Annotated in this window: 21 protein-coding genes and 1 pseudogene; 5 read left to right on the plus strand and 17 right to left on the minus strand. The window is 58.9% G+C overall.

Annotation, left to right across the window (positions count from 1 at the left end):
- Nucleotides 1-382: 382 nt before the first annotated feature.
- Nucleotides 383-544, plus strand: a pseudogene (locus BMZ32_RS19830) (HAMP domain-containing protein); the annotation flags it as partial.
- 114 nt (nucleotides 545-658) lie between these two features.
- Nucleotides 659-1,414 carry a methyl-accepting chemotaxis protein gene (locus BMZ32_RS19835; RefSeq protein ID WP_425272880.1) on the plus strand — a complete coding sequence of 252 codons (756 nt, stop codon included), beginning with the start codon at nucleotides 659-661 and terminating at the stop codon, nucleotides 1,412-1,414.
- Nucleotides 1,415-1,432: 18 nt separating this feature from the next.
- Here BMZ32_RS19835 and BMZ32_RS11760 read toward each other — a convergent pair whose 3' ends face one another.
- From BMZ32_RS11760 to BMZ32_RS11780, 5 genes are all read right to left on the minus strand, one after another.
- Nucleotides 1,433-2,230: an acyl-CoA thioesterase gene (locus BMZ32_RS11760; protein WP_090242212.1), complete on the minus strand. Its 798-nt coding sequence runs from the start codon at nucleotides 2,228-2,230 to the stop codon at nucleotides 1,433-1,435.
- Nucleotides 2,231-2,328: 98 nt separating this feature from the next.
- Nucleotides 2,329-3,102 carry a CHAD domain-containing protein gene (locus tag BMZ32_RS11765; RefSeq protein WP_090242214.1) on the minus strand — a complete coding sequence of 258 codons (774 nt, stop codon included), beginning with the start codon at nucleotides 3,100-3,102 and terminating at the stop codon, nucleotides 2,329-2,331.
- A gap of 71 nt (nucleotides 3,103-3,173) precedes the next feature.
- The gene (locus BMZ32_RS11770) at nucleotides 3,174-5,168 is read right to left on the minus strand and encodes a transglutaminase TgpA family protein (protein ID WP_090242216.1); all 1,995 of its coding nucleotides are present in this window, start codon (nucleotides 5,166-5,168) and stop codon (nucleotides 3,174-3,176) included.
- Nucleotides 5,165-6,118 carry a DUF58 domain-containing protein gene (locus BMZ32_RS11775; RefSeq protein WP_090242218.1) on the minus strand — a complete coding sequence of 318 codons (954 nt, stop codon included), beginning with the start codon at nucleotides 6,116-6,118 and terminating at the stop codon, nucleotides 5,165-5,167. Before BMZ32_RS11775 ends, BMZ32_RS11770 begins: the two co-directional genes overlap by 4 nt.
- Nucleotides 6,118-7,035: an AAA family ATPase gene (locus tag BMZ32_RS11780; RefSeq protein WP_090242220.1), complete on the minus strand. Its 918-nt coding sequence runs from the start codon at nucleotides 7,033-7,035 to the stop codon at nucleotides 6,118-6,120. Before BMZ32_RS11780 ends, BMZ32_RS11775 begins: the two co-directional genes overlap by 1 nt.
- A 166-nt stretch (nucleotides 7,036-7,201) precedes the next feature.
- Here BMZ32_RS11780 and BMZ32_RS11785 point away from each other — a divergent pair, with 166 nt between their 5' ends.
- Nucleotides 7,202-9,892: an HAD-IC family P-type ATPase gene (locus BMZ32_RS11785; RefSeq protein WP_090242222.1), complete on the plus strand. Its 2,691-nt coding sequence runs from the start codon at nucleotides 7,202-7,204 to the stop codon at nucleotides 9,890-9,892.
- On the opposite strand, the gene BMZ32_RS11790 is transcribed toward BMZ32_RS11785, so the two are convergent.
- Together BMZ32_RS11790 and BMZ32_RS11795 are read right to left on the minus strand one after the other, a co-directional pair.
- Nucleotides 9,889-10,494: a flavin reductase family protein gene (locus tag BMZ32_RS11790; protein WP_090242224.1), complete on the minus strand. Its 606-nt coding sequence runs from the start codon at nucleotides 10,492-10,494 to the stop codon at nucleotides 9,889-9,891. The genes BMZ32_RS11785 and BMZ32_RS11790 overlap by 4 nt on opposite strands.
- Entirely contained in the window at nucleotides 10,494-10,772 is a 279-nt protein-coding gene (locus tag BMZ32_RS11795) for a hypothetical protein (RefSeq protein ID WP_090242226.1), read from the minus strand. Before BMZ32_RS11795 ends, BMZ32_RS11790 begins: the two co-directional genes overlap by 1 nt.
- A gap of 231 nt (nucleotides 10,773-11,003) precedes the next feature.
- On the opposite strand from BMZ32_RS11795, the gene BMZ32_RS11800 reads away from it, so the two are divergent.
- Nucleotides 11,004-12,029: a patatin-like phospholipase family protein gene (locus tag BMZ32_RS11800; RefSeq protein ID WP_090242228.1), complete on the plus strand. Its 1,026-nt coding sequence runs from the start codon at nucleotides 11,004-11,006 to the stop codon at nucleotides 12,027-12,029.
- 71 nt (nucleotides 12,030-12,100) lie between these two features.
- On the opposite strand, the gene BMZ32_RS11805 is transcribed toward BMZ32_RS11800, so the two are convergent.
- The 10 genes from BMZ32_RS11805 to BMZ32_RS11850 all read right to left on the minus strand — a co-directional run bounded on the left by BMZ32_RS11805 (nucleotide 12,101) and on the right by BMZ32_RS11850 (nucleotide 20,791).
- On the minus strand, nucleotides 12,101-13,180 hold the full coding sequence (locus BMZ32_RS11805) for an AI-2E family transporter (RefSeq protein ID WP_090242231.1): 1,080 nt from the start codon (nucleotides 13,178-13,180) through the stop codon (nucleotides 12,101-12,103).
- Nucleotides 13,181-13,270: 90 nt separating this feature from the next.
- Entirely contained in the window at nucleotides 13,271-14,083 is an 813-nt protein-coding gene (locus BMZ32_RS11810; protein ID WP_090242233.1) for a DUF4892 domain-containing protein, read from the minus strand.
- Nucleotides 14,080-14,742 (minus strand): glutathione S-transferase family protein, encoded by a 663-nt coding sequence (locus tag BMZ32_RS11815; protein WP_090242235.1) that lies wholly within the window; start codon nucleotides 14,740-14,742, stop codon nucleotides 14,080-14,082. The genes BMZ32_RS11810 and BMZ32_RS11815 overlap by 4 nt, the downstream gene beginning before the upstream one ends.
- Nucleotides 14,743-14,791: 49 nt before the next feature.
- Entirely contained in the window at nucleotides 14,792-15,655 is an 864-nt protein-coding gene (locus tag BMZ32_RS11820; protein WP_090242236.1) for an alpha/beta fold hydrolase, read from the minus strand.
- Entirely contained in the window at nucleotides 15,652-16,461 is an 810-nt protein-coding gene (locus tag BMZ32_RS11825) for an alpha/beta fold hydrolase (RefSeq protein WP_090242238.1), read from the minus strand. Before BMZ32_RS11825 ends, BMZ32_RS11820 begins: the two co-directional genes overlap by 4 nt.
- Nucleotides 16,462-16,605: 144 nt before the next feature.
- A complete protein-coding gene (locus BMZ32_RS11830; RefSeq protein ID WP_090242241.1) occupies nucleotides 16,606-17,052 on the minus strand; it encodes a hotdog fold thioesterase in 447 nt (148 codons plus the stop codon).
- Between the two features lie 64 nt (nucleotides 17,053-17,116).
- Nucleotides 17,117-18,784 (minus strand): AMP-binding protein, encoded by a 1,668-nt coding sequence (locus tag BMZ32_RS11835; RefSeq protein ID WP_090242243.1) that lies wholly within the window; start codon nucleotides 18,782-18,784, stop codon nucleotides 17,117-17,119.
- A gap of 120 nt (nucleotides 18,785-18,904) precedes the next feature.
- On the minus strand, nucleotides 18,905-19,363 hold the full coding sequence (sixA, locus tag BMZ32_RS11840; RefSeq protein ID WP_090242245.1) for a phosphohistidine phosphatase SixA: 459 nt from the start codon (nucleotides 19,361-19,363) through the stop codon (nucleotides 18,905-18,907).
- A 25-nt stretch (nucleotides 19,364-19,388) separates the two neighbouring features.
- Nucleotides 19,389-19,736 (minus strand): DUF4389 domain-containing protein, encoded by a 348-nt coding sequence (locus tag BMZ32_RS11845; RefSeq protein WP_090242247.1) that lies wholly within the window; start codon nucleotides 19,734-19,736, stop codon nucleotides 19,389-19,391.
- Between the two features lie 32 nt (nucleotides 19,737-19,768).
- On the minus strand, nucleotides 19,769-20,791 hold the full coding sequence (locus tag BMZ32_RS11850; RefSeq protein WP_090242249.1) for an NAD(P)H-dependent glycerol-3-phosphate dehydrogenase: 1,023 nt from the start codon (nucleotides 20,789-20,791) through the stop codon (nucleotides 19,769-19,771).
- A 154-nt stretch (nucleotides 20,792-20,945) separates the two neighbouring features.
- On the opposite strand from BMZ32_RS11850, the gene BMZ32_RS11855 reads away from it, so the two are divergent.
- A complete protein-coding gene (locus BMZ32_RS11855) occupies nucleotides 20,946-23,069 on the plus strand; it encodes a TonB-dependent receptor plug domain-containing protein (RefSeq protein ID WP_341862937.1) in 2,124 nt (707 codons plus the stop codon).
- The last annotated feature ends 20 nt before the right edge of the window (nucleotides 23,070-23,089 follow it).

Raw genomic sequence — 23,089 nt, forward strand, 5'->3', positions numbered from 1 at the left:
TGCCGTGGCCTTTTTCACCACCCTATTGCTGGTGCTCTATGCACTGCATCTGGAACAGCAATCGCAGCACGCCGCCGCCAAGCAGGCCGTGCAACAACAAGCCCATCTGCTCAACCAGTGGCCGCTAGGCCAGCCCCTGCCGCGTGCCAACAACCTGCTGAGCTTTATCGCAGGCCAGCCGCCGCGCCTGCCGGATAATCAGGGCCACGCCTTAGCCAATGCCCGAGGCTGGGTCGACCTGAACGGCAGCGAAGGCCTGATCGGCGTCGAAGTCATCGGTCGTGAAGACGGCCAGCGTCTGGCCATAAGTGCCTCAGCACCGAGCCTTAGTGAGGTTTTTTTCGACCGCGCGCTCAGCTATGCCTGGGTCGTCGCCTTGCTGATGCTGCTGTTGTTGGGCGCGTCGCAGTTACTGATTCGCTTCCTCCTGAGCCACCTCAACACCCTTAAAGACGTGATGCTGCAGGTGGAAAAAAGTGGTGACTTGAGCGCCCGTGTACCGCTCAACTGCCGTGACGAGGTGGGCCAGATGGCCAGTGCCTTCAATGCAATGCAAGCTGGCTATCAACGGGTGGTAAGCATTGTCGCGCAATCAGCGGCGCAGCTGGATGAGGGAGCCGAACGACTGGCGGGCAATATGCGTGATGTGCGCCACGGCATGCTTGAGCAGCAAAGCGAAACGGAACAAGCCGCTACGGCCATCAATCAGATGTCCGCCACGGTGCATCATATTGCTGAGCACACCGCTGATACCCGCGACCAAGCAAAAACCGCTGAACAACTGACCCGCAGCGGCCAGCAGGTAGTAAATCGTGTGGCCTTGTCGATTTCCGGGCTGTCCAGCGGCGTGCAACAAACCGCGCAAATGATCGAGCAACTGGCTGCCGACAGTCAGAAGATCGGCGGTGTGGTCAGTGAAATTCATGGCATCGCCGAACAAACCAACCTGCTCGCCCTCAATGCGGCTATTGAAGCGGCCCGTGCAGGCGAGATGGGCCGCGGTTTTGCCGTGGTGGCCGATGAGGTGCGCAACCTGGCCAAGCGCGTGCAGGACTCCACCACCGTTATCACGCGGATGATCAACACCCTGCAAAACGGTACACGTGATGCCGTGGACTTTATGCAGGACAGCTCGATCAAAGCCGATGAGTGCGTGAAACAGGCTGATGCGGCCGGCCAAGCCCTGGCCGCCATCACCGACTCAGTGGCGCACATGCGTGAAAGCAATACGCAGATTGCCGTGGCGGCTGAACAACAAAGCCAGGTGGCCGAAGAAATGAACCGCGCAGTGATGCGTATTCGTGACGTCACCGAGCAAACCGTCAGCCAAGTTGGCCAATCAGCATTAACCAGTGCCGATCTGGCCAACTTGGCGGGCGAGCTGAACACAGCCATTCGCCAGCTCAAGCTCTAACACATCGAGCAATCAGGCTCAGCCAAATACCGCCACGGTCTGCCGGCTAATCGCCAGGAGCTCGCCTGCGGGCGACCACAGCGCAGCTGCAACATGGCCGTAGCCATCACGTGCGTGCTCGATTTGCGCGCGGTACAGGCACCAGTCCAGGGTGCTTAACTCGCTCATGGGCTGAACGAACTCAATGGTCCAGGTCAATGAGCTACCCGGTGCCGGCGCGTTCAAATGCGGCAACACCGCCGGTGGCCAGGCATCGACCAACGCCAGCAAATGCGCTTCATTGGCCGGCTCGACACGGTCTTGATCACGCAGACGCACCCAGCCGCCCATCTCCCGCGATGGATTGCCCGTAAACGGCATACCGCCGAACGCCCAGCGCATGGCCAAAAAGCGGGTAAATTCCGGGGTTACATTGGGGATATAAGGCATTTCCTGACACTCATCCACAGCCTTGGCTGCTGGAGCTGCCTCGGCCTTAACGGCAATGCGCGACTCGCGCCCAGCACCGAAGCTGCCCTGCACGATGGTCACCACGTGGCCATCTTGCACGGCGCGCCCTAGTACCTGACTAACAGCTTTACCTTCACGCAGAACTTCGACTTCAAAGCTGATCGGCACATCCGGCGCGGCAGGGCCGACAAAGGTAATCGCCAGGGAACGCGCCGGACGCCCAGCCGGCACCTGAGCGCGCATGGCCTCATACACCAACGCCGCCACCAAGCCACCGAAACTGGCGCGGCCCTGCCCCCATTGCGAAGGAATGCTCACGGCTTGCGGATTGTCGCGCACAGCTTGAAGTAACTCAGAAAAGCCCATAACCACCTCAACCACTAAAGATGCCGGTGATCTTAGGACAAAGACAGCGATGATTGGCACGGCATTTCAGCCAAATAAGCCGAAGGTATATCCGCTGATCAGCCCTTAGGGCGGGCAAAGGCCGTAACCAATTGCTCTAAGGCCAGATCTGCCTCTTGCTCAGCCCGCTGCATGGCTGCGCGCCAGACCGGCACACACGGCTGTAGGTCAGCTTCAGTCTCGGTGCGCAGCAGCCACTGCCAATGGTCGTGCCAGTCGCCCAGCGCCGCCTGTGCCTGCTTAAGGCGCAGGCGTGTGCGCCTGGACAACGCACTCAACTGTGGATACGCCTCAGCCGCATAGCGCAGACGCTTAACCAGTAGACGCAAGCGATGACGATCATGAGTGGGATCAAGCAGCGCCTGTACGAGCCGCTTGCGGTCCTTGCGCAAGCGCTGCCTTATCAGCCGGTTCAGGCCGCGCAACGCTCCGTTACTGGCTGCCGCTCGCCATTGCTGCGGCCAATCATCTAAGGCATTAAGGAGGTTTACAAGCGGCGGACTGCCCAGCAGTTCGTTATAGCCCTGCAGCAGCAGTGGCTGGCGTGATTGCGCCGCCGCACGCAAACCTTGTTGCTGCAAATACCCCTGCAACACTTCAAGGTCACGCAATGGCCCAGTAACTCGACCCACCTGTGCCGCATACTGCTGCAGATCAGCACAAACCGGAGCCGCCGTTAGCGGGCGCAGCAGGCTGCGCAGCTGGCGCACGGCGATACGCAGGTCATGCAAGGCCTCGTCATCGGTGTTCGCCAGCAGTCGCTCACGACAGGCGAACAGGCGAACCTGGATACGCACTACGTGCTGCTGTACTTCATCAATCAAGCCTTGCATCGTCTCACTCCGTTGAAAACTCTTGCCAGCTTATGCCCTTATTGATTTGCCACAAGTGGCCAATGGTCGCTCTAAGGTTGTGCACGGGTGAAGCGCCAAGGTAATGCACGCCGTAGCGCCTTCAGGCGCTGGTGTAATTGCCCGGTTGAAAGCACTTGCCCGGCATATCGCTGCGCTTCGAATGCAGCGGCGAAGTCAGCAATTGCGTGTGCTTGCGCAGGTAATTGTTGGCTTGCGCGGGCGGCATAGTCACGCGGCCCTTCGCCTGGTTGACGTACCACTCCATGACGCGCCAATAACCCTTCAAAACGACGGAACAGGCGCTGCTGCACATCACGCTCACGCTGCCAGGGCTTGAACAGCCAAAGCGCAAGCAGCCCTAGCAATAGTCCACCACCGCCCACCAGCCCTAGCACCAATGACTGCGCATCCACGCGACCCAGCCAGCGCTTTAAAAACTCCAGTTGCTGCTCGCTTTGATAACCCAGAACCCAGCGCTGCCAACCGTAGTTGATGTTGTCCCATGCCATGCGCAGTTCATTCAGCCAGCTGAGGTTGCGATAGCGCAGCGGGGAAAAAGGCGAGTCTTCAAGGAAGCTCTGCTCGCCAGCCAGAGCTTCTTCCAGCCCCATATCGATCCGCTCTGGGGCCACTTGGAACGTTGGGTCAACACTGACCCAGCCCTGCTCCGCCTGCCAATACTCAACCCAAGCATGCGCATCAAACTGGCGCACTTGGACGTAGTTGCCCGCCGGGTTGAACTCGCCGCCCTGGTAACCGGCCACCACCCGCGCCGGAATACCGGCAGCGCGCAAAACAAAGGTCATTGCTCCTGCGTAATGGGCACAGAAGCCGCTGCGGGTTTCAAAGAGGAAATCATCAATATTGTTCTCCCCCAGCGTGGGCGGACGCAGGGTGTAGGCATAGGGTTCACGGTTAAAGTGATTGAGCAGCGCCTGCACCAGTTGCTCGGGCTGCGGGTAGTCGCGCTTGAGCTGCTCGGCCCAGGCTCGGCTGCGCGGCTCGCCCTGCGCCGGCAGTTGTAAGGCGCGGCGTAGGGTTTGCTGAGCCGGTTGCAGTTCACGTAATGCCTGCGGCCAAGAGCTGACTTGATAGATCAAGGAACGATCCACCGGCTGCCGGCGCTGCAAGCGAAAGTCGCTCATCTGTCGAGTCTGCGCGAGGTTGGTTTGCGCCACATCAAGGGCAAATAACCAGCGCTGCGCACTCGGTTGCATGACGATGCTGTAGCTCAAGGCTTCGCCCTGCTTCTGCCACTGTGCGTCGGGGGCAAACTCGGCGTAATCGGACTGCGACCAGCGTCGCCCATCAAAGCGATCGAGGGTTAATGCGCGCCAATACAACTCACTGCGCGGCGGCGTTGTTCCGTTAAAACTGGCGCGAAATGCCAAGGCGGCCGAGCGACTCAGTTCGGCGATATCCGCCGGCGCCATGCTGTCCGACAGGCCCGTCGTGGCCTTGTCATTGGGCACCGGCAATGACCACAGCGGGCCCAACCGTGGGAAGAACACAAACAGCAGCACCATCACCGGTAGCGCCTGCAACAGCAGCCCGCCAGCCAGGCGCGCAGTTGGCCACGGCTGGGCGGCCAAGCTGCTCTGCTGCAGGCCAATCAGCGCAGCCAGTAAAGCGGTGACCGGCAACAGGCTGTAGAAGGCCATCAGCATGCTGTCGTCGAACAGGTAGGCGGTAACCACCACAAAGAAGCCGAGGAAGATCAGCACCAGCGCGTCACGCCGCGTGCGCATTTCCAGCAACTTCAGGACAAAAGCCGAAATCAGCAACACCACCCCGGCATCCAGGCCGATCAGGCTGCCGCGCGAGAGAAACACTCCAACCGCCGCCGCCAGCATTAACGCGCCCTTGGCCCAGGCGTTTGGATAGCGTGCGCGCATACGGAAAATCTGAATACGCCACGCGGCACTGCCCAGCCACAGACCGATGATCCACAACGGCAAATGCGTCAGGTGCGGGATGATCACCAGCACCTGCGCCACCAACAACCAAGTCAGGCTCACGCGCGGGATTGAAGTCATACGGCTCATGGCGCACGTCCAAACAATGCCAGCGCACGCAGGCAGGCATCACGGTGTAACTCACCACTGTCGGCAGGCAGCAGTTGGCCCGGCAAGCTCAGGGCAAACGGTTGATGGCGCTCAGACAACTGCAGGGTCCAATGGCAGAGCAGTGATAAACGCGTCTCCACATCACCCGCCAAGGCCTCGAAATCCAGTTGCACGTCACGCCCTGTGAGTGAAGCAAAATCCTTGACCAGCAGCCCATGGCCACGGGAATAGGCTTTCCAGTGCAGGCGGCGTTTGGAGTCACCCGGCTGATAGCTTTTCAGGCCTTGGTAATCATCTACACCCTGGCCACTCGGGCGGCTGCCCTCCTCGTCCTGATCCTCACTGGCACCCGTAGACAGTGGCAGATCACCCGGCAAGGGGCGTGGATAAACCAGCACTCGCTGATCCAGATCAACCCAACTCCAAGCCACCAGAATGCCCAGCGGAAAACGGCTCTCGACGCGCAGTCGACTCGGCTGCAGCCAGCCACGCCGCAGCGCCGGTAGGTTTAACTGGCACTCACTGATGCCCTGCGCGGGCACATCCTGGGTTTGTAATTCGGCCGGCGGCCAACCCAGGCTAACGGCCTGATGAGGCCGCTGGCTGCTTTCCAAGCGCACACGAAAGCCGGCCTGCTCACCGACGAAAACCGCCGGCGCACTGCCCGCTTTGAGCATCAGCCCAGCCAGGTTGCGGTAGGTATGCAGAATGGCGACCACAAACACCGAGGCCAGCAGAAAAGTCAGACCATAAGCCAGGCTATTTTGGTAATTGATCGCCGCCAGCAGCATCAACAGCAACGCCAAGATAAAGACCGCCCCAACCCGGCTCGGAATGATAAAAATCCGCCGCTGGTTTAAGCGCACGTTGGCAGCAGCTGGAATACGCCGCGCCAACCAGCGCTTCCAGCGCGACTTGAACAAATGCATCAAAGCGCCGGCACCTCACGCAGCAGCCACTGCACCAAACTGCCAGCCCCATGCCCGGCCGGGTCAGCACGCTCACGCAGGCGATGCCCCACCACCGAGGGCAACACGGCCTGCACGTCTTCCGGAATTACATAATCACGCCCCGCCAAGAAAGCCCAAGCACGCGCCGCCGCTAGCAGTGCCAGGCTGGCGCGTGGCGACAAGCCCCAAGCGAACTGCGGCTGTGTGCGGGTGGCATCAACTAAGCGCAACACATAATTAACCAAGGCATCGCTGGCGCGTACTTTCGGCACTTCAGCCTGAATCAGCGCCAATTCAGCGTGATCCAGCAGCGCGGGCAAAGTGGGCAGCAAAGAGCGCCGCGACTCACCCAGCAGCAGTGCTTTTTCCGCCGCCTTACCGGGGTAGCCCAGCGACAGGCGCATTAGGAAGCGGTCTAGCTGCGATTCGGGCAAAGCGAAGGTACCGCCCTGGCTCACCGGGTTTTGCGTGGCAATCACAAAGAAAGGTTCGGGCAAGGGCCGGGTCGCACCTTCGATAGTCACCTGGCCTTCCTCCATGGCTTCGAGCAGCGCGCTCTGGCTTTTCGGCGTGGCGCGGTTGATCTCATCGGCCAGCACCAGTTCGGCGAAGATCGGCCCGGGATGAAAGACGAACTGCCCAGTGTCCTTGTCGAACACCGAGGTGCCAAGAATATCGCCGGGTAATAAGTCGGAGGTGAACTGGATGCGCTGAAAACTCAGCCCCAGCACCTTGGCCAGGGCGTGGCTAAGAGTGGTTTTGCCCATGCCGGGCAAGTCCTCGATCAACAGATGGCCCTGGGCTAACAGACAGGTCAAGGCCAGACGCACCTGCGGCTCCTTGCCTAAGAGCACGTGATTGACCGTCTGCAGCACAGTTTCCAGTTTAGCGCGCATAAACCACTCCTTTAAGACCAACGGCGATGCTACTGCGTGGCGCTGTTACGGCATAGCGCCTGGAAACCTTTACTGACGAACTTGTGCGCCATTCAATTGATCTAGGCCAGCGCCTAGCCTCATGAAGGTGGCTAAGCTGAAGCTCCGAACAGCACTGGAGCCCATCATGCAAGCATCACCTGGCCACAGTTGGCACGCTCAGTCGGCGCAGCAAAGCCTGGACCACCTCAGCAGCAGCGCTCAGGGCCTAAATGCTGATGATGCGGCGCAACGCCTTATTCAATATGGGCCCAACCTGCTGCCGCAACAGCAAGTCACCGGGCCGATAAAACGCTTTGCCCTGCAGTTCCACAACCTGCTGATCTACGTATTGCTCGGTGCCTGCCTACTTACCCTGCTGCTGGGTGAATGGCTCGACAGTGCGGTGATCTTTGCCGTGGTGCTGATCAATGCCGTGGTCGGCTTTATCCAGGAAGGTAAAGCGCAACACGCCATGCTGGCGATTCAGCAGATGCTTAGCCTGGAAAGCCGGGTGCGCCGAAATGGCCAGGTGCACAGCATTGCCGCCGAACAGTTGGTGCCCGGCGACTGGGTGCTGCTGGAGGCGGGTGACCGCGTACCCGCCGATTTGCGCCTACAGGAAACCCGCGACCTGCGTATTGATGAAGCCGCACTGACGGGCGAATCGTTACCCGTGGATAAACATCACGGCGCCGTTGATGTGGCTGCCAGCCTTGCCGATCGTCGCTGTATGGCCTACTCAGGCACTCTGATAAGTGCCGGTAGCGCCGCTGGCGTGGTGGTGGCGACGGCCAAGCAAACCGAGCTGGGCAAGATCAGTCACATGCTAGAAAGCGTGGTCAGCCTGCAGACGCCGCTGCTGGTCGACATGACTAAATTTGCCCGCCATCTGACCTTGGCCATTATCGTTTTGGCGGTGCTGACTTTTGTCTTCGGCGTACTGCTGCGTGGTTACAGTGTCGACGCCATGCTGCTGGCAGCTGTCAGCCTGGCGGTAGCGGCTATTCCGGAAGGCCTGCCGGCGGTACTGACGATTATTCTTGCCCTGGGCGTGCAGCGCATGGCTAAGCGCCGCGCGATCATTCGCCGCTTACCCGCAGTGGAGAGCCTGGGTGCGGTCACGGTGATCTGCTCGGATAAAACCGGCACGCTGACGCGCAACGAGATGACTGTGCAGCAAGTGTTTACCGCCGCCCACCGTTACAGCGTCGAGGGCGTTGGCTATGCCCCCCAGGGCAGCATTCACTGCGATGACGGCCAGCTATGCCAACTTGACGCCGCCGATGACCTACGCGAACTGGCCCGTGCCGGCCTGCTGGCCAATAACGCCAGCCTGCGCAGCAGCGAGAATGGCTGGAGCATCACCGGTGACCCAACCGAGGCCGCCCTGTTAACTCTGGCAGGTAAAGCCGGGCTGGAGTTGGAGCATGAGGCACGTAACCTACCGCAGGTCGATACCATCCCCTTCAGCTCAGAACAGCGCTGCACCGCCAGCCTGCATCATGACCACGCCAGTCATGGGCTGATTTATATGATCGGCGCGCCTGAACGCCTGCTCGCCGCCTGTAACCGCCAATGGCGTGACGGCCATCCCGAACCGCTCGACCTGAGGCACTGGCATCAGGCCTTGGACAGCGGCGCTCGCCAAGGATTGCGTATGCTCGGCATGGCCATTCGACCGCTTAACGCGCCGCAGCAAACGCTCGACTATCAGGATCTAAATGGCGATTACGTGCTGCTCGGCCTGGTCGGCATGCTTGATCCACCTCGTCAGGAAGCCATAACCGCGATCGCTGAATGCCACAGAGCCGGTATCGCTGTGAAAATGATCACTGGCGACCATGCCGGCACCGCCAGCGCCATCGCGCAACGCCTTGGCCTGGGTGATGGTAAGCCCTTGACCGGCGCCGACCTCGATAGCCTCAGCGACTCACAACTGGATCAGTTACTGCCGACCACAAGCGTGTTTGCGCGAACCAGCCCGGCGCACAAACTACGTCTAGTCGAGCGGCTACAGGCCTGTGGTGCACGGGTGGCCATGACCGGCGACGGGGTCAACGACGCGCCCGCATTAAAACGCGCAGATATCGGCATCGCCATGGGCATCAAAGGCACTGAAGCGGCTAAGGAAGCCGCGCAGATGGTGCTGGCCGACGACAACTTCGCCTCCATCGCTCATGCGGTCGAGGAAGGTCGTACGGTCTACGACAACCTGAAAAAAACTATCTTATTTATCCTTCCCACCAATGGCGGCGAAGCACTGATTCTATTGGCCGCCATTGCCTTGGGACTGACCTTACCGATCACCCCGCTACAGATTCTTTGGATCAACATGATCACCGCCGTAACCCTGGCACTGGCGCTGGCGTTTGAACCGGCAGAAGCCAATTTAATGCGCCGGCCGCCGCGCGATCCAAAGGTCAATTTACTCAGCCCACACCTGCTTTGGCGGGTGGTATTTATCGGTTTATTGATGACCCTGGCCAGCCTCGGCCTGTTTCTCTTTACCCAAACGCTAGGCTGGAGCCTGGACAGCAGCCGCACGCTGGCGGTCAACAGCGTAGTCGCCTGCGAAATTGGCTACCTGTTCAGCAGTCGTCGCCTTGAAGGGCGAGCCAACTTCGCCCTGCGCGATAACCCGATGGTCTGGTGCATGGTAGGCCTGCTTCTAAGTTTGCAACTGCTGCTCACTTACTGGCCAGCCATGCAGCAGGTGTTTGCCACTGCCGCCCTACCAGCGCTCGCCTGGGGCTGGTGCCTGCTGGTGGCGCTAGGGGTGTGCGGCAGTGTCGAAGCGGAGAAATGGCTACTGCGCAGGCTTAAACGCATAGGTTAAGGCCGCTGTAGATCAAAACGTTCGGTGGTGCGGGTATAAGCTGCGCCACCGAGACGACCAACCACGTCGAGCTTGCTGGCATCAATGCGGCCCTGTTCGTTGAGCACGCGCTTATCGATATGCGCCACCAATACTTCGGCAAACAGCAGGTGGCAGTTGGGCATCGTGGCTGGATAAGGCATGGCGTCTACCAGCCGGCACTCGAACGCCACCGCCGCCGCCGCTACCCGCGGCGGTTTAACCTGCACCGATGGCAGGCTGGCGATGCCACAGTGTTCGAATTCGCTGATGCCGTACGGTAAGACCGCCGCGCTGGCGTTCATGGCCTCGGCCTGCTCGAAAGACACCAACTGAATCACCAATTCGCCGCTGGCCTGCACATTCAGCAGAGTATCTTTCAGGCTGCCATCACCACGGTGATTGACGTTGATCAGCAGGGTCGCTGGGTCATCGCTGATCACCGTAAAAAAGCTGAACGGCGCCAGGTTACTGTTTCCGTCTGTCGATAGGCTGGAGACCCAGGCAATCGGCCGCGGCGTGATGGTCGAGGCTAACCAGCGGTAACGTTCAAGCGGCTCAAGGGTGCTGAAGTCCAGTTGCATTAACGCCCCGCTCGCGATTCACGAATATAGAAGCGCGCCCGTTCGGACTTCGCCGTACAACCTTTATAGGCTTCAAATTGCTGCTGCGTTTTCGCCGCGGTCAGCAGCGACAAGGCTTTGGAATAACTCACGGTGCCAGCAAATCCCTCGGCCTTGGCCAAGTCCATTTCACGCCAAGCGGCATCCAACTGGTTGGCACAGCTGTCGCGATAAGCAGTTTTTCCGGCGCAACCACTGAGCACCAGCAACATCATAGGCAACACGATCCACAGTTTCATCAGGTAACTCCAGAAGAGAGACGTACATTGCTTGCGTATCAGGACGTTTTGTCACACCTGATCGCCACGCATCAACACAGCCTTTAAGACGCACGAAACAGATAAAAGTGCCCACAGCCCAGTCAACATCGCACTCAAACACGCATGCTGAGGATACTAGCAAATCGCGCCTTGGCGGCGCGCTTTGCCGCGCGTATGTTCGCTGCATAAACCGTTACGAGGGACCTACCAATGAGTAAGCGCATTGCGCTGGTATTAGGCTCCGGTGGCGCGCGTGGGTATGCGCACATTGGTGTAATTGAAGAACTGGAAGCACGCGGCTATGAAATTGCCTGCATTGCCGGCTGCTCCATGGGCGCGGTGGTCGGCGGAATCTACGCTGCCGGTAAACTCAAGGAATACCGTGAGTGGACCCAAAGCCTGGATTATCTGGATGTATTGCGCCTGCTCGATGTGAGTTTTAGTCTCGGCGCGATTCGCGGCGAGAAAGTCTTCGGCAAGATTCGTGAAATGGTCGGCGAGATCGACATCGAAAACCTGCGTATCCCTTTTACTGCAGTGGCCACCGACCTCACCAACCAACAGGAAATCTGGTTTCAAGAAGGCTGCCTGCATCAGGCCATGCGCGCTTCGGCGGCCATTCCCAGCCTGTTCACCCCAGTGGTCCAAGGCAACCGTATGCTGGTCGATGGCAGCCTGCTCAACCCACTGCCCATCGTACCTGTGGTGTCCAGCCACTGCGATTTGATTGTCGCGGTCAATCTTAACTCGACCCACCAGCGGCACTACGAGCTGCCGATAATAGAGCGCACGCCCGCACTCAAAGGGCGTTTCGACCTGCTCATGAGCTCATTGGGATCGCACCTGCCTTCGTTCAAACGTAAACATGGCGAAGACGACGAAATGCTCTTGCTGGAAGAGCGCGACAACAGCTTGCAACCTGAAGCCATCAATCCCTGGCAGCATAACGCCCGCGGCAACATGGACAAGCCCGCCGCACCGAAATCAGCCAGTGGCTCGCGGGTAGCAGACCTCAGCGGCCCCGCTTCGTTGCTTGAGTTGATTAACCAGAGCTTCGAGGTCATGCAAACCTCCTTGGCGCAGTACAAGATTGCCGGCTACCCGCCAGACATCCTGATCAACGTGCCCAAGCGCGTGTGTCGCTTCTTCGAGTTCTACAAGGCCCCGGAGCTGATCATGCTCGGCCGGCAGATCGCCAGCGATACCCTAGATAAATACGAGCGCGGCGAGCGCTAAGCCTTAACAAACGACCAGACGCCCTGTGTTTGAGGGTGTCTGCTCGCATACCTGGGTGGCGCCAGTGAAAATCAGCGCTGCGTCTTTTCAGCCGGCTCAGTGCTGCTGAGCATTATGCTGCCGACGGGCGTGCCAACCCAATCACTCAGCAGGCTGTAGGCCACCGCCAACAAGGTTGGGCCGAGAAACAGGCCCATAAAGCCAAACGCCAGGATGCCGCCAAACACCCCGAGCAGCACCACGATCAACGGCAGGTTGCCGCCACGGCTGATCAGATAAGGCTTGAGGATGTTGTCGACCCCGCTGATCACAAAAATGCCCCAGATCAGCAAGAAAATTCCCATGCCGACCTCTCCCTGCCAGAACAACCAAGCTACGGCAGGACCCCAGATCAATGGCGGCACCATGATCAGGCTAAAACCGAAGGTCAAAACCCCCAGCACCAACGCGCCTGGTACACCCGCGATGGCAAAGCCTACCCACGCCAGAATGGCCTGCGCGGCCGCAGTGCCGATCACCCCGTTGACCACTCGCTGTACGGTACCAGCCACTAATTCCAAGTAGTGGTCGGCGCGCATACCAATCAAGCGTTTCAACAGACTTTGCGCAAACGCGGCCAAACGCGGCCCGTCGCGGTAGAAAAAGAACACCAGAATCAAGCTCAGGGCCAGCTCCAGCATACCGCTACCGATCTGCGCACTGCGCGCCAGTAGCCAATTACCCACCTGCCCCAGGTACGGGCGTACGGTCGCAAAAAACGCTGCACCTTGCTGGTCGATGGTCAGCCAGAAGCCCACCAGGCGCTCGCCCACCAGCGGTACGCCAGCCAGCCAAGCAGGAACTGGGGGTAATCCCTCGACCTGGAAACCCTTGAGCAAAGCGGTGAAATCCTTGATGTGATCCGCCAGGTTGAACCCGAGCATCACCAACGGCACTGCAACCACTACAGTCCAGACCAGGGTCAACAGCCCAGCCGCCAAGGACTGGCGCCCCCCGAGTAAGCGCGTCAGCACGCGCATCACCGGCCAACTGGCAAACGACAACACCGCGGCCCAAAACAGTGCCGACCAAAACGGTGCCAGCACCCACAGGCTGGCGCCTAATAAGAACAGAAGCAGTATCTGCACCAGCAGCCGATCGTTATTGGCCATTCACCCAGCTCCCTGCACAACAAAAAAGGCTCTGCCATAAGGGGCAGAGCCGGAGGAATTTATAACGACAAGAGTAACGCCGCTGAATGACTAGCGCAGCACGTTGAGTTGCACGCCGCTGACATCTGGTTCACCCAGCTCCAGGCGGCTGGCACGCACGCGCTGTGCAACTAGCGCCTCACGCCAAGCTTCAGCCTGCGCACCACTGATGCTGACCCGTAAGGTGCTGTCGAGGCGCAGGCTACCCGCTAGCAGTTCAGCCCAGGCAGCGCTGGGTTCGACCTGCTTGGCCAGGCGCAGTTCACCGGTACTTTTTAGCTGGCGCTGCAAGGTGGCCGGTGTTGGTAACACCTCACCCAGCGCTGCATTGGCCGTGAGTAATTCGGCATGCAGGTAGGCACGTTTGTTACCGCGGGTAATGCTGTACAACGCCACCAAGCTGTCGTGGCGCGGTTCAGCCAGACGCATCAACGCATAGGTTTGCTCGTCATCAGCGCCCGTCAGCCTGGTATTGTCGAATACCGCGTTCGCCCACAAGCTACTTGAGCCGCACTCACGACCCACGCACCAGTACAGCAGTTCGGCATCTTGCGCTTGCAGTGCGGTACGGGCGTTGGCGAACACCTCATTGGCCGAGTGGGTACTCGGTAACTCATAGGTCACGGTAGTTAGCTGGCCTTTAACGGCGACTTCTCGCTCGTACCGCAAGGTGCCACTGATGCGCCGTATCGACCCTTGCGGGTAAGTGCGTTCCTGCTCGGCAACATCCTTGAAGCTGACAATTTTGCTCCCAGCAAAACGCGGCAGCACGTCAAGGTCGTGACTGCCAGGCACCTCTGCGCCCGCAACAGCGCTGGCCAGCAGCAGGCTCAGACCGAGGCAATAACCATTAAACCGGCTCATTTGATCAACATCGACTGGGCGGCTTTGACGATTTTCTCGCCGTCTTCTTCGCGCTGCGGCACTAACAGGCCACGCTGCACCGCTGGGCGTGCAGCCAGCTCATTCATCCAGCGCTGCAGATGCTCCAGCCCGTCGACCGAAACACCGGACCACTCATGAATACGCACCCAAGGATAGGTGGCGATATCAGCGATGCTGTAGTCATCGGCCAGGTACTGCGCTTCGCCTAGGCGCGTGTCGAGCACCTCATAAAGGCGCCGGGTTTCATGTTGATAGCGGTCGATGGGGCCTTGTAGCTTTTCCGGAAAGTAGCGAAAGAACACATTGGCCTGCCCCTGCATCGGACCGACGCCGCCCATTTGCAACATCAGCCACTGGATCACCCGTGAACGCGCTTTGGCATCGCTGGGCAGCAGTCGCCCGGTTTTCTCGGCCAGGTACATCAGAATCGCACCGGATTCGAACACTGCGAAATCATCGTTATCGCGGTCAACAATCGCCGGGATACGACCATTGGGGTTGATCTTGAGAAAGGCCGCGGCCTTCTGTTCTTGCTTGTCGAAACTCAATGCCTGCACGTTGTAAGGCAACTGCAACTCTTCCAGTGCGATGGACACTTTATGGCCGTTGGGGGTGGCGGCGGTATACAGGTCGATCATGCGAATCTCCGTGGCTATCGCAACACCTTCCCCAGTTACCTAGATCAAGTCAAGGCGCACCCAGGAAAGCTTTGAAACAGTCTGCTACCAGCATTGCGCCTTGGTCGTCATCCAAGTGCAAATGATGCCCGCCGGGCAACTGCACCGCCTCAATAGCCAAGCCCTCGAGCAATTGGCTAATGCTCGACTGCGCCAGCAGCATGCCTTGTTGCGCCAGTAGCAGTTTGGTCGGGCATTGCAAGCCACCTACAAACGCTAACGCGTGGGCATGGGTCAGGCGTAGTGGCGACGGCAGGGTCAAGCTGCTGTCGGTGCGCCAGGTGTAGCCACCCGGCACCGGCATCAGGCCACGCTGAGCAAGCAACTCGGCGGCCTCACGGCTGACCGCGCCAACGCCGCGCATGCGTGCTTCAACCGCACGAGAAAACTCGGCGTATACCGGTTTACTCTTATCTGCCAGAGCCAGCTGCGCCTTGAGCGCTTCACCGAGTTTCTGCGGTGAGCTGTCGGCTTCACCGGTATAGGGAATCAGCCCATCAATTAACGCCAAGCGCTCTACACGCTCAGGCATGGCCGCTGCCAGCAACACCGAGACAATCGCGCCCATGGAGTGCCCAAGCAGGGAAAAACGCTGCCAGCCGAACTGCTCGGCGACCTGCAATACATCGTGGGCATAATCCCAAATGGCATAACTGCTGCCGGGCGGACGGTGGTCGGAATGACCGTGCCCGGCGAAATCCAAAGCCACGATACGCAATCCTGGCAACAACGGAGCCAAGCGCGCGAAGCTGGCGGCATTATCCAACCAGCCGTGCAAGGCAATCACTGGCCTACCATCTTCTGGTCCGTAAACATGGGCGGCAAGCTCTATATGCGGCAGGCGCAGGCGCACCTCTTCAAAATTCAGGCTCATGCAGTTTGCTCAGTTATGGGCTGACCGGACCAACGCTGGAAGAGTTTCTTCAGCAGGTCTGCGGTATCCTGCGGGCGCTCCAGAGGAAACATATGGCCACCCGGCAGCGTCAGGTATTCACCTTTCGGTACGCGCCGCACCAGATGGGTGTGGTGCGGCATCACCACCCGGCTGTGCCGACCCCTGACCATGGCCAGCGGCACCTGCAGTTGCTGCGGACGCCCAGGGCTGGTATGCGGCACGCTGCGATAGATGCTGATTTCCGTGGCTGGATCAAAGCGCAGGCGCAGGTTGTTCGCGCTTACCTTCAAACCGTGCTCAACATAGGCATCCAGGCATTCCGGATCGAAGCGGCTGAACAAGTTTTTTGCGGCGAAATAGCCGCGCGCTTCGGCCAAGTCGACAAACTCCTCACGCCGGCCCAAGGTTCGCCCAGCCGGGGTGATGCGGTCGATAAAGCCAAAGCGCTTGGCGGCGCGAATCACTATTTTGTCGGCCAGGGTCAGCACCGGTGAGTCGAGCATCACCACCCCACAATACAGATCAGGGCGCAGTAAAGCGGCGTGGTAATGCAACACCCCGCCCAGCGAATGGCCCACGCCCCATACCGGCTGCTGATTGGCTTCGAGGTGATGGATCAGCTCATCGACCAGGTTGCTCCAGTTATCATTCACCGGAAAACGCGGATCGTGGCCATGCTGCTCAAGGTGCTGTACCCGGTAGTCAGGGGCTAGCGCGGCAAACAGCTTGCCATAGGTGGCCGAAGGAAAGCCGTTGGCATGAGCGAAGAACACGTTTGGGGTCATGGCACATGGCTTATCTAAATAGTTGACTGAGATTGTCCTGCAGCACCGTCCCTGCAGCAACGACATAACGGCCAGTGAATGATGGCACTGCAGCCAAACCTAATGAGAGCCCGTCAGCCTCAGCAGCACTGACGGAGTGTGTCCTTAGCGTTGGCCAGGGCCGTTTTCACCCAGCGGCACGATAGCCATGGTCAGCCGAGAAATGCAGCTGGCCTTGCCGTCTTCCCCGCTCAGGCGGATATCCCAGACGTGGGTGGTCCGCCCGAGGTGTATCGGTCGCGCCACTGCCGTCACGCGGCCGCTACGTACACCGCGCAGGTGGTTGGCGTTGACCTCCAGGCCCACGCAATAGAATTTGCCGCTATCGATGCACAGATGACTGGCGGTGGAGCCCAGCGTTTCCGCCAGCACCACTGACGCGCCGCCATGCAGCAGCCCGTAGGGTTGGTGAGTGCGCGAGTCGACCGCCATGCTGGCCGTGATCGATTCGTCATCGAAAGACTCGAAGCGAATGTCCAATTGTTCGCCAATGGTGTTCTTCAGAAAACCATTTAGCTGTTCAAGATTCGGCGTTTGCTGCCAGAGGGCCATAGTCAGTCCTTGAAGAGATGTTGGGCGATAAAGTCGCCGACACACATGCCGGCACTTCGTCTGTTTACTCGTGCCAGAGCACGGTTTCGCTGCGTTCGGCCCACTCGCCAAAGCGTTCAGCGTAGGTGCCTTCGACAACTGCACGTTTGATTTTAAGGGTTGGGGTGAGGAAGCCGTTGTCAACCGCCCAGACGTCCTTCACCAGCACCAGGCGCTGCAGGCGCTCATGCTTATCGAGACTCTGATTGACGTGTTCCAGCAGGGTTCTCAAGCTGCTTTCCAGCTCGCTTCGACCGCTATTGAGCGCTTCGCTGCGCCCCACATCGGAGAGCACACACAAGGCCATCGGCTGAGCCATGCCATCGCCAACCACACACACCTGCTCAATACGCGAATGCTCGCCCAGGCGGTTTTCAATCGGTGCCGGCGCAACGTACTTGCCTTTGCTGGTTTTGAAGATTTCCTTAATTCGCCCGGTTAGACGCAGGTTACCCTGGGCATCCTGCTGACCTTTATCGCCGGTACGCAGGTAGCCGTCGGCGGTCATGGTTTCTGCGGTTTTTTCCGGATCTTTGTAATAACCCTGCATGGTCGCACCGCTGCGCACCTGCACCTCACCATCGTCGGCAACCCGTACTTCAACGCCCGGGCTGTTCTGACCGATCCAGCCCTGCTGGAATTTACCCGGCCGACAGACATGCGAGTACCCGCAGTTCTCGGTCATGCCGTACACCTCTAGTACATCAAGGCCCAGGCGCTTGTACCAGTTGAGCAAGGCCTCCGGTACTGGCGCCGCACCCGACAAGGCGTAGCGCACGGCATCCAGGCCCAGACCGACCAGTACCTTCTTGCCGACGATGCGGCCGATGATGGGCAGCTTAAGCAGGCGATTAAGTTTCTCAGCCGGCATCTTGCTGTAGACGCCCATCTGGAACTTGGTCCAGATCCGCGGCACGCCGAATATCACTGTGGGACGGGCGCGTTTCAGGTCCTCAAGGAAGGTGTCCAGGCTCTCGGCGAAGAAGATCGTCTGCCCCGAATAAATCGATGCCAGTTCGACAAACATGCGCTCGGCCACGTGACACAGCGGCAGGTATGACAGCACCCGGTCATTTTCGCCTACACCGAACAGCTCGGTGGCGTGACTGGCGGCGAAGCCGAAGTTGCTAAAGTGGTGCATCACCCCTTTCGGGGTGCCGGTGGTACCCGAGGTGTAGATGATGGTGGCGAGCTGATCGGCTGGCACCCTAGGACTGTCCTGAATCGGCGCGCAAGCCTGCAAGTCAGCCCAGGTAAAGCTGAACTCGCCCTGTGGGCGCAGTGGCAGACCGATAGTCGGAATATCATCCGGTACACCTGGGGCCATGCCTGGCCAGTCGTCCAGCTTACCCACAAACACCAGCGCCGCCTCAGAATGGCGCAACACTTGGCCGACCGACTCGGCGGTAAGATTCGGATAGAGCGGCACGGAAACGTGGCCGGCCATCCAGATCGCCAGATCACTGATAATCCAGTGCGCGCAGTTCTTGGAAATAATCGCAATCCGGCTGTCCTGCGGCAGCTCGCGACTACGCAGCCAGCTGGCCGCACGGCGCGCCTGCTCACCGACATCAGCCCAGCTAAGCTCTTGCAGCTGACCGCCGGGCAGCGGTTGCACCATGTAGCGTTTATTCGGGTGACGAGCCTCACGCTCATAAAACATCTCAAGCGGCAAACGGATTGCGTCTGTCACAGGGCTTCCTCCTTTGTTATTTTTGTGGAGCCAACCAAGCAATTGCTTGGTTGGACTATTCCACGCACAAAGACGACCCGCAAGAGGAGAAATGTTTCGGTGTGTAGTGTCGCGCCAGAGCTACGCGGGGTGTTGATGAACAGACAGCGCCATTAGCCCAGCGACAAGTGCATCCCCCTCAAGCAAGGCCAGGCTAGCGGTATTCATGGCTAATGGTTGCTGGCGATGACCATGTATTAGCAGCCCGGCCAAGGCACCAACCAACGGTTGATGGGTCACCAACAACAGCTCCTTGAATGGGTAGCCATCAAGCTTACGCATGGCCTGACGCACATCACTTTCCGGCGTCAGCCAGGCCACAGTTTCCCGCGCACCGCTAAAAGCCAGCACCTCGCAGAGCAAATCCGCGGTTTGCTGAGCCCGGACAAAAGGGCTAACCAGTACCGCTTGCAACGGCCGGCCTTGCAACTGCGCAGCCGCCTCGCGCACCTGCTGCCGGCCATAGGCAGTCAAGTTGCGCTCGGCATCAGTACGCGCAGCTGACTCAGCCTCACCGTGACGCAACAGCCATAACTTCATCGCTCAGCCCCCACAGTCAGATTCTTCACAACTTAGGTTCTTCATCACGTACCGGGTGAGCAGCCGGTGGAATGCTGTGCGGGGTTTCGCCTTGTGGTGCTTGCGGCGTCGGCCAATCAGCAAACGGCCAGGGTTTTTCATCGCTATTAAAGGTGCCAAACCGACCGATCTGCGTCAGGTACTGGCTCAAGCTGTCGCCAAAACCGAGCAGGCCGGCATTTGGTGCACCGTAGAACAGGCGATAGCCCAACTGCAGCAGCACCACTAATCCCAAAAGTATTTCCGCCAGTTGCCAGACGATGGTGAAAATCACCATCCAGAGGATGCGCAGCAGAATCGACTCGCGCTGCAGCTCCTGATTGCCATCACTCATGCTCATCTCCTTGCAGGTTTTAAAGGTGAAATTCAGAAACCAGTGGTGGGGATAAAATCGACATCAGTTTTCGGCTCTGCATTCATCAGTGCACCAATCACCTGATCCAACGTCCGCCCCTCAAACACAATCGCATGTAAGCCAGCCACTAGCGGCATGTAGACATCCAACTCCTCGGCTTTGGCTTTTAATACTTTAATCGTGTGAACGCCTTCCGCCACTTCGCCCAAGCGCTCAACCGCATCCTCCAGGCTCAAGCCTTCACCCAAGGCAAAACCAACCTGGTAGTTACGGCTTTTCGCCGAGGAGCAGGTCACAATCAGGTCGCCCACTCCGGCCAGGCCGAGGAAGGTCATAGGGTTAGCGCCCAGTTTGACGGCAAAGCGGGTCATCTCAGCTAAGGCGCGAGTAATCAGCATGCTCTTGGTGTTTTCGCCCATGCCCATGGCGGCAGCCATGCCGGCAATGATGGCGTAGACGTTCTTCAGTGCACCGCCCAGTTCGACACCAAAACGGTCGCCGCTGGCGTAGACACGAAAGGTGCGGCCATGCAGCGCCGCCTGCACTTGCTGGCAGAGGTCTTCATCCTCACTGGCGACCACCGAAGCGGTGAGCGCATGCTCAGCCACTTCACGCGCCAGGTTCGGCCCAGAAAGCACGCCGATCCGCGCCTGCGGGGCAATGTCTTCGAGAATTTGGCTCATCAACAGAAAGCTTTGCGCCTCGATACCCTTGGTGGTGCTCACCAATAACTTACCGGCAAGCTGCTGGGCCACTGGCTGTAAGACCTGACGCAGGGCGCTCGAGGGCAATGCCACGAACACCATCTGACAGGCGCTCAACGCCCCGGCGAGATCGGTCACCGGCTCTACGCCCAGGTGGATTTTGATGCCTTTGAGATAACGCGGGTTTTCCCGGTTCAGCCGAATTGACTCAGCTTGCTGTGGGTCGCGCATCCAGTGCAGAACGTGCTGGCCGTTTTCCGCCAGCAAATTAGCAATTGCAGTGCCGAAGCTACCGCCGCCAAGCACTGCGATGGGTTGCTGATCAGTCATAACGCATCCGTGGTGAACCATTGAAAGGGTCAAATTAAACGCATTATACGGTGCTGAGCGCGCGCGACCAATTTAAGCCCTTGGCCGAGACCACTGCAAAAGCCTGGTGCCTCGGTTAACATGCTGGCCTTTGAATACCATCCGAGCGTTTTGCGTGGCTAACACTCACTCCCTGGCGTCACTGATTGGCGTATTGTCCTTGCTGGCCCCCACACTGGTCGTAGCCGAAGACCTGTTCGAGCAGGGCCAAGCGCTACCTGAAATTCTCAGTGCGACCCGTCTGAAGCAGTCACCTGCGGCGGTACCGGGGAGTGTTTCAGTGATTGACCGCGCGCTGATCGACGCCAGTGGTGCTCGCGACATTCCAGAGTTGATGCGCTTAGTGCCAGGCATGATGGTCGGCTATGTCAAAGGCAACGAAATGACGGTCAACTACCACGGCGGCCAAGTAGGCACAGCCCGGCGCATGCAGGTGCTGATTGATGGGCGCTCGGTGTATCGACCAGGCCTGGCCACCGTTGACTGGACCGACCTGCCGCTGGCCATGGAGGATATCGAGCGAATCGAAGTCTTTCGCGGCCCCAACACCGTCAGCTACGGTGCCAATGCCCTGACTGGGGTCATCAGCATCACCACACGCAACCCCGCCAATAGCCACGGCACCCGCCTGAAATACATCCACGGCCAGCGCGGTATTGATGATTGGTATGGCAGTCAGGGGTTCAGCAGCGGTAACGGTGACTTTCGCCTGTCGTTGTCCGGTCAACAAGACAGCGGTTTTGACCACACCGACGAAGATGAGCGATACCGCGACAGTCGCCGTAGTACGCGTATGCAGCTCAGCGCTACCCATGCACTGGACGCTAGTCAGGTTCTCGACTGGCAACTGTCCGCCAAAGAAGGCAGCAACCAAAAAAACTTCTATTCCGATGAAGAGGCGTTGGTCAAAGGCATAGTGCCCAAGGGCGATAGCAATAAGGACATCAACGCACGCGACTTTTCCGGCTCGGTACGCTGGAGCCTGGACACCAGCAGCACGCACAACCTGCAGCTACAAGCCTATGCTCAGCGCTGGGAGCGTACCCAGGAATGGCGCACCTGCGATCTGGAGCTGTCCTTCACCCCAGAAGTAGCGGCGCTGCAAAAGCTAAATCCGGATCTGCTCGATACAGTCGCTCGGTTACTTCGGGATGGGAAACAAATACCCGCATCCGCAGGGCCACTGGCGTTCACCATCGGTAATAATTTTTACAAAAACGGTGGAGCACTGCAGGCGCCAGTGTGTGGTGACATCAACAACAACATCAACGAAACCCGTTATGACTTCGAACTGCAGGACACCCTCAGCCTGAGCGATGACCTGCGCTTACTCAGCGGCCTGAGCTACCGTAAGGACAGCAGCGACTCACAGAGCTATTTTCAAGGCAGTCTGAATAATGAGATCTGGCGCCTGTTTGGGCACTTGGAATGGCACCTCAGCGAACATTTCGTCCTGCAGGGCGGGGCTATGCACGAGGACGACACCCTGAGCGGCAGCTCGCTGACCTCACGAATCGCCCTTAACTATCTGATTACCCCGCGCCACGGTCTACGTTTTGTCTATTCCGAAGCGGTCCGCTCACCGGACATGCAGGAAAATAACGTCGACTGGACTTACCGCTTGGAGAACCTGTCCCAACCCGTTAACGGCAGAAACTCAGCGTATTACTACGCGACTGCACAAGGCCCTGGCGACCTACAGCAAGAAATCATGCGCTCGCGAGAAATTGGCTATAACGGCCAGTTCGACTTTGGCCTACAGATCGACATCAAACTGTTCAACGACGAAATTCACCAGATGATCGCTGAGCCCCTGAAGATCAAGGAGTTCAGCCAAAACAATGACAACTATATGTGGCTGCGCGGGGCGGAAACCGAAATCGACTGGACGTTCACCACTTCAGATCGCCTGCGCCTGACCTATGCCTATGTTGATTACGAGACCTCGGAGAAATCCTACCGACGCCTAACCGCACGCTACAGTGGTTCTGCAGGCTGGCTACATGAATGGGGCGGCGGCTGGTCGAGTAGTCTCTTCTATTATGGTGCGGACCTACTCAATGAGCGCCGTTTCGAACGGGCCGATTTGCGTATTGCCAAGCGCTTTAACCTAGGCAAAAGCGATCTGGAGCTGGCGCTAATGATGCAACAGCGCCTTGATGACGAAGCACTGACATGGCGTGAGAATTTGTACGACGAGCGCCGCTTGGTGTATGTCAGTGCGCAGCTAGAATTTTAGATGCCCGAGCGCTCAAGGAT

It is taken from the genome of Pseudomonas guineae, assembly GCF_900113745.1.
GTDB lineage: Bacteria > Pseudomonadota > Gammaproteobacteria > Pseudomonadales > Pseudomonadaceae > Aquipseudomonas > Aquipseudomonas guineae.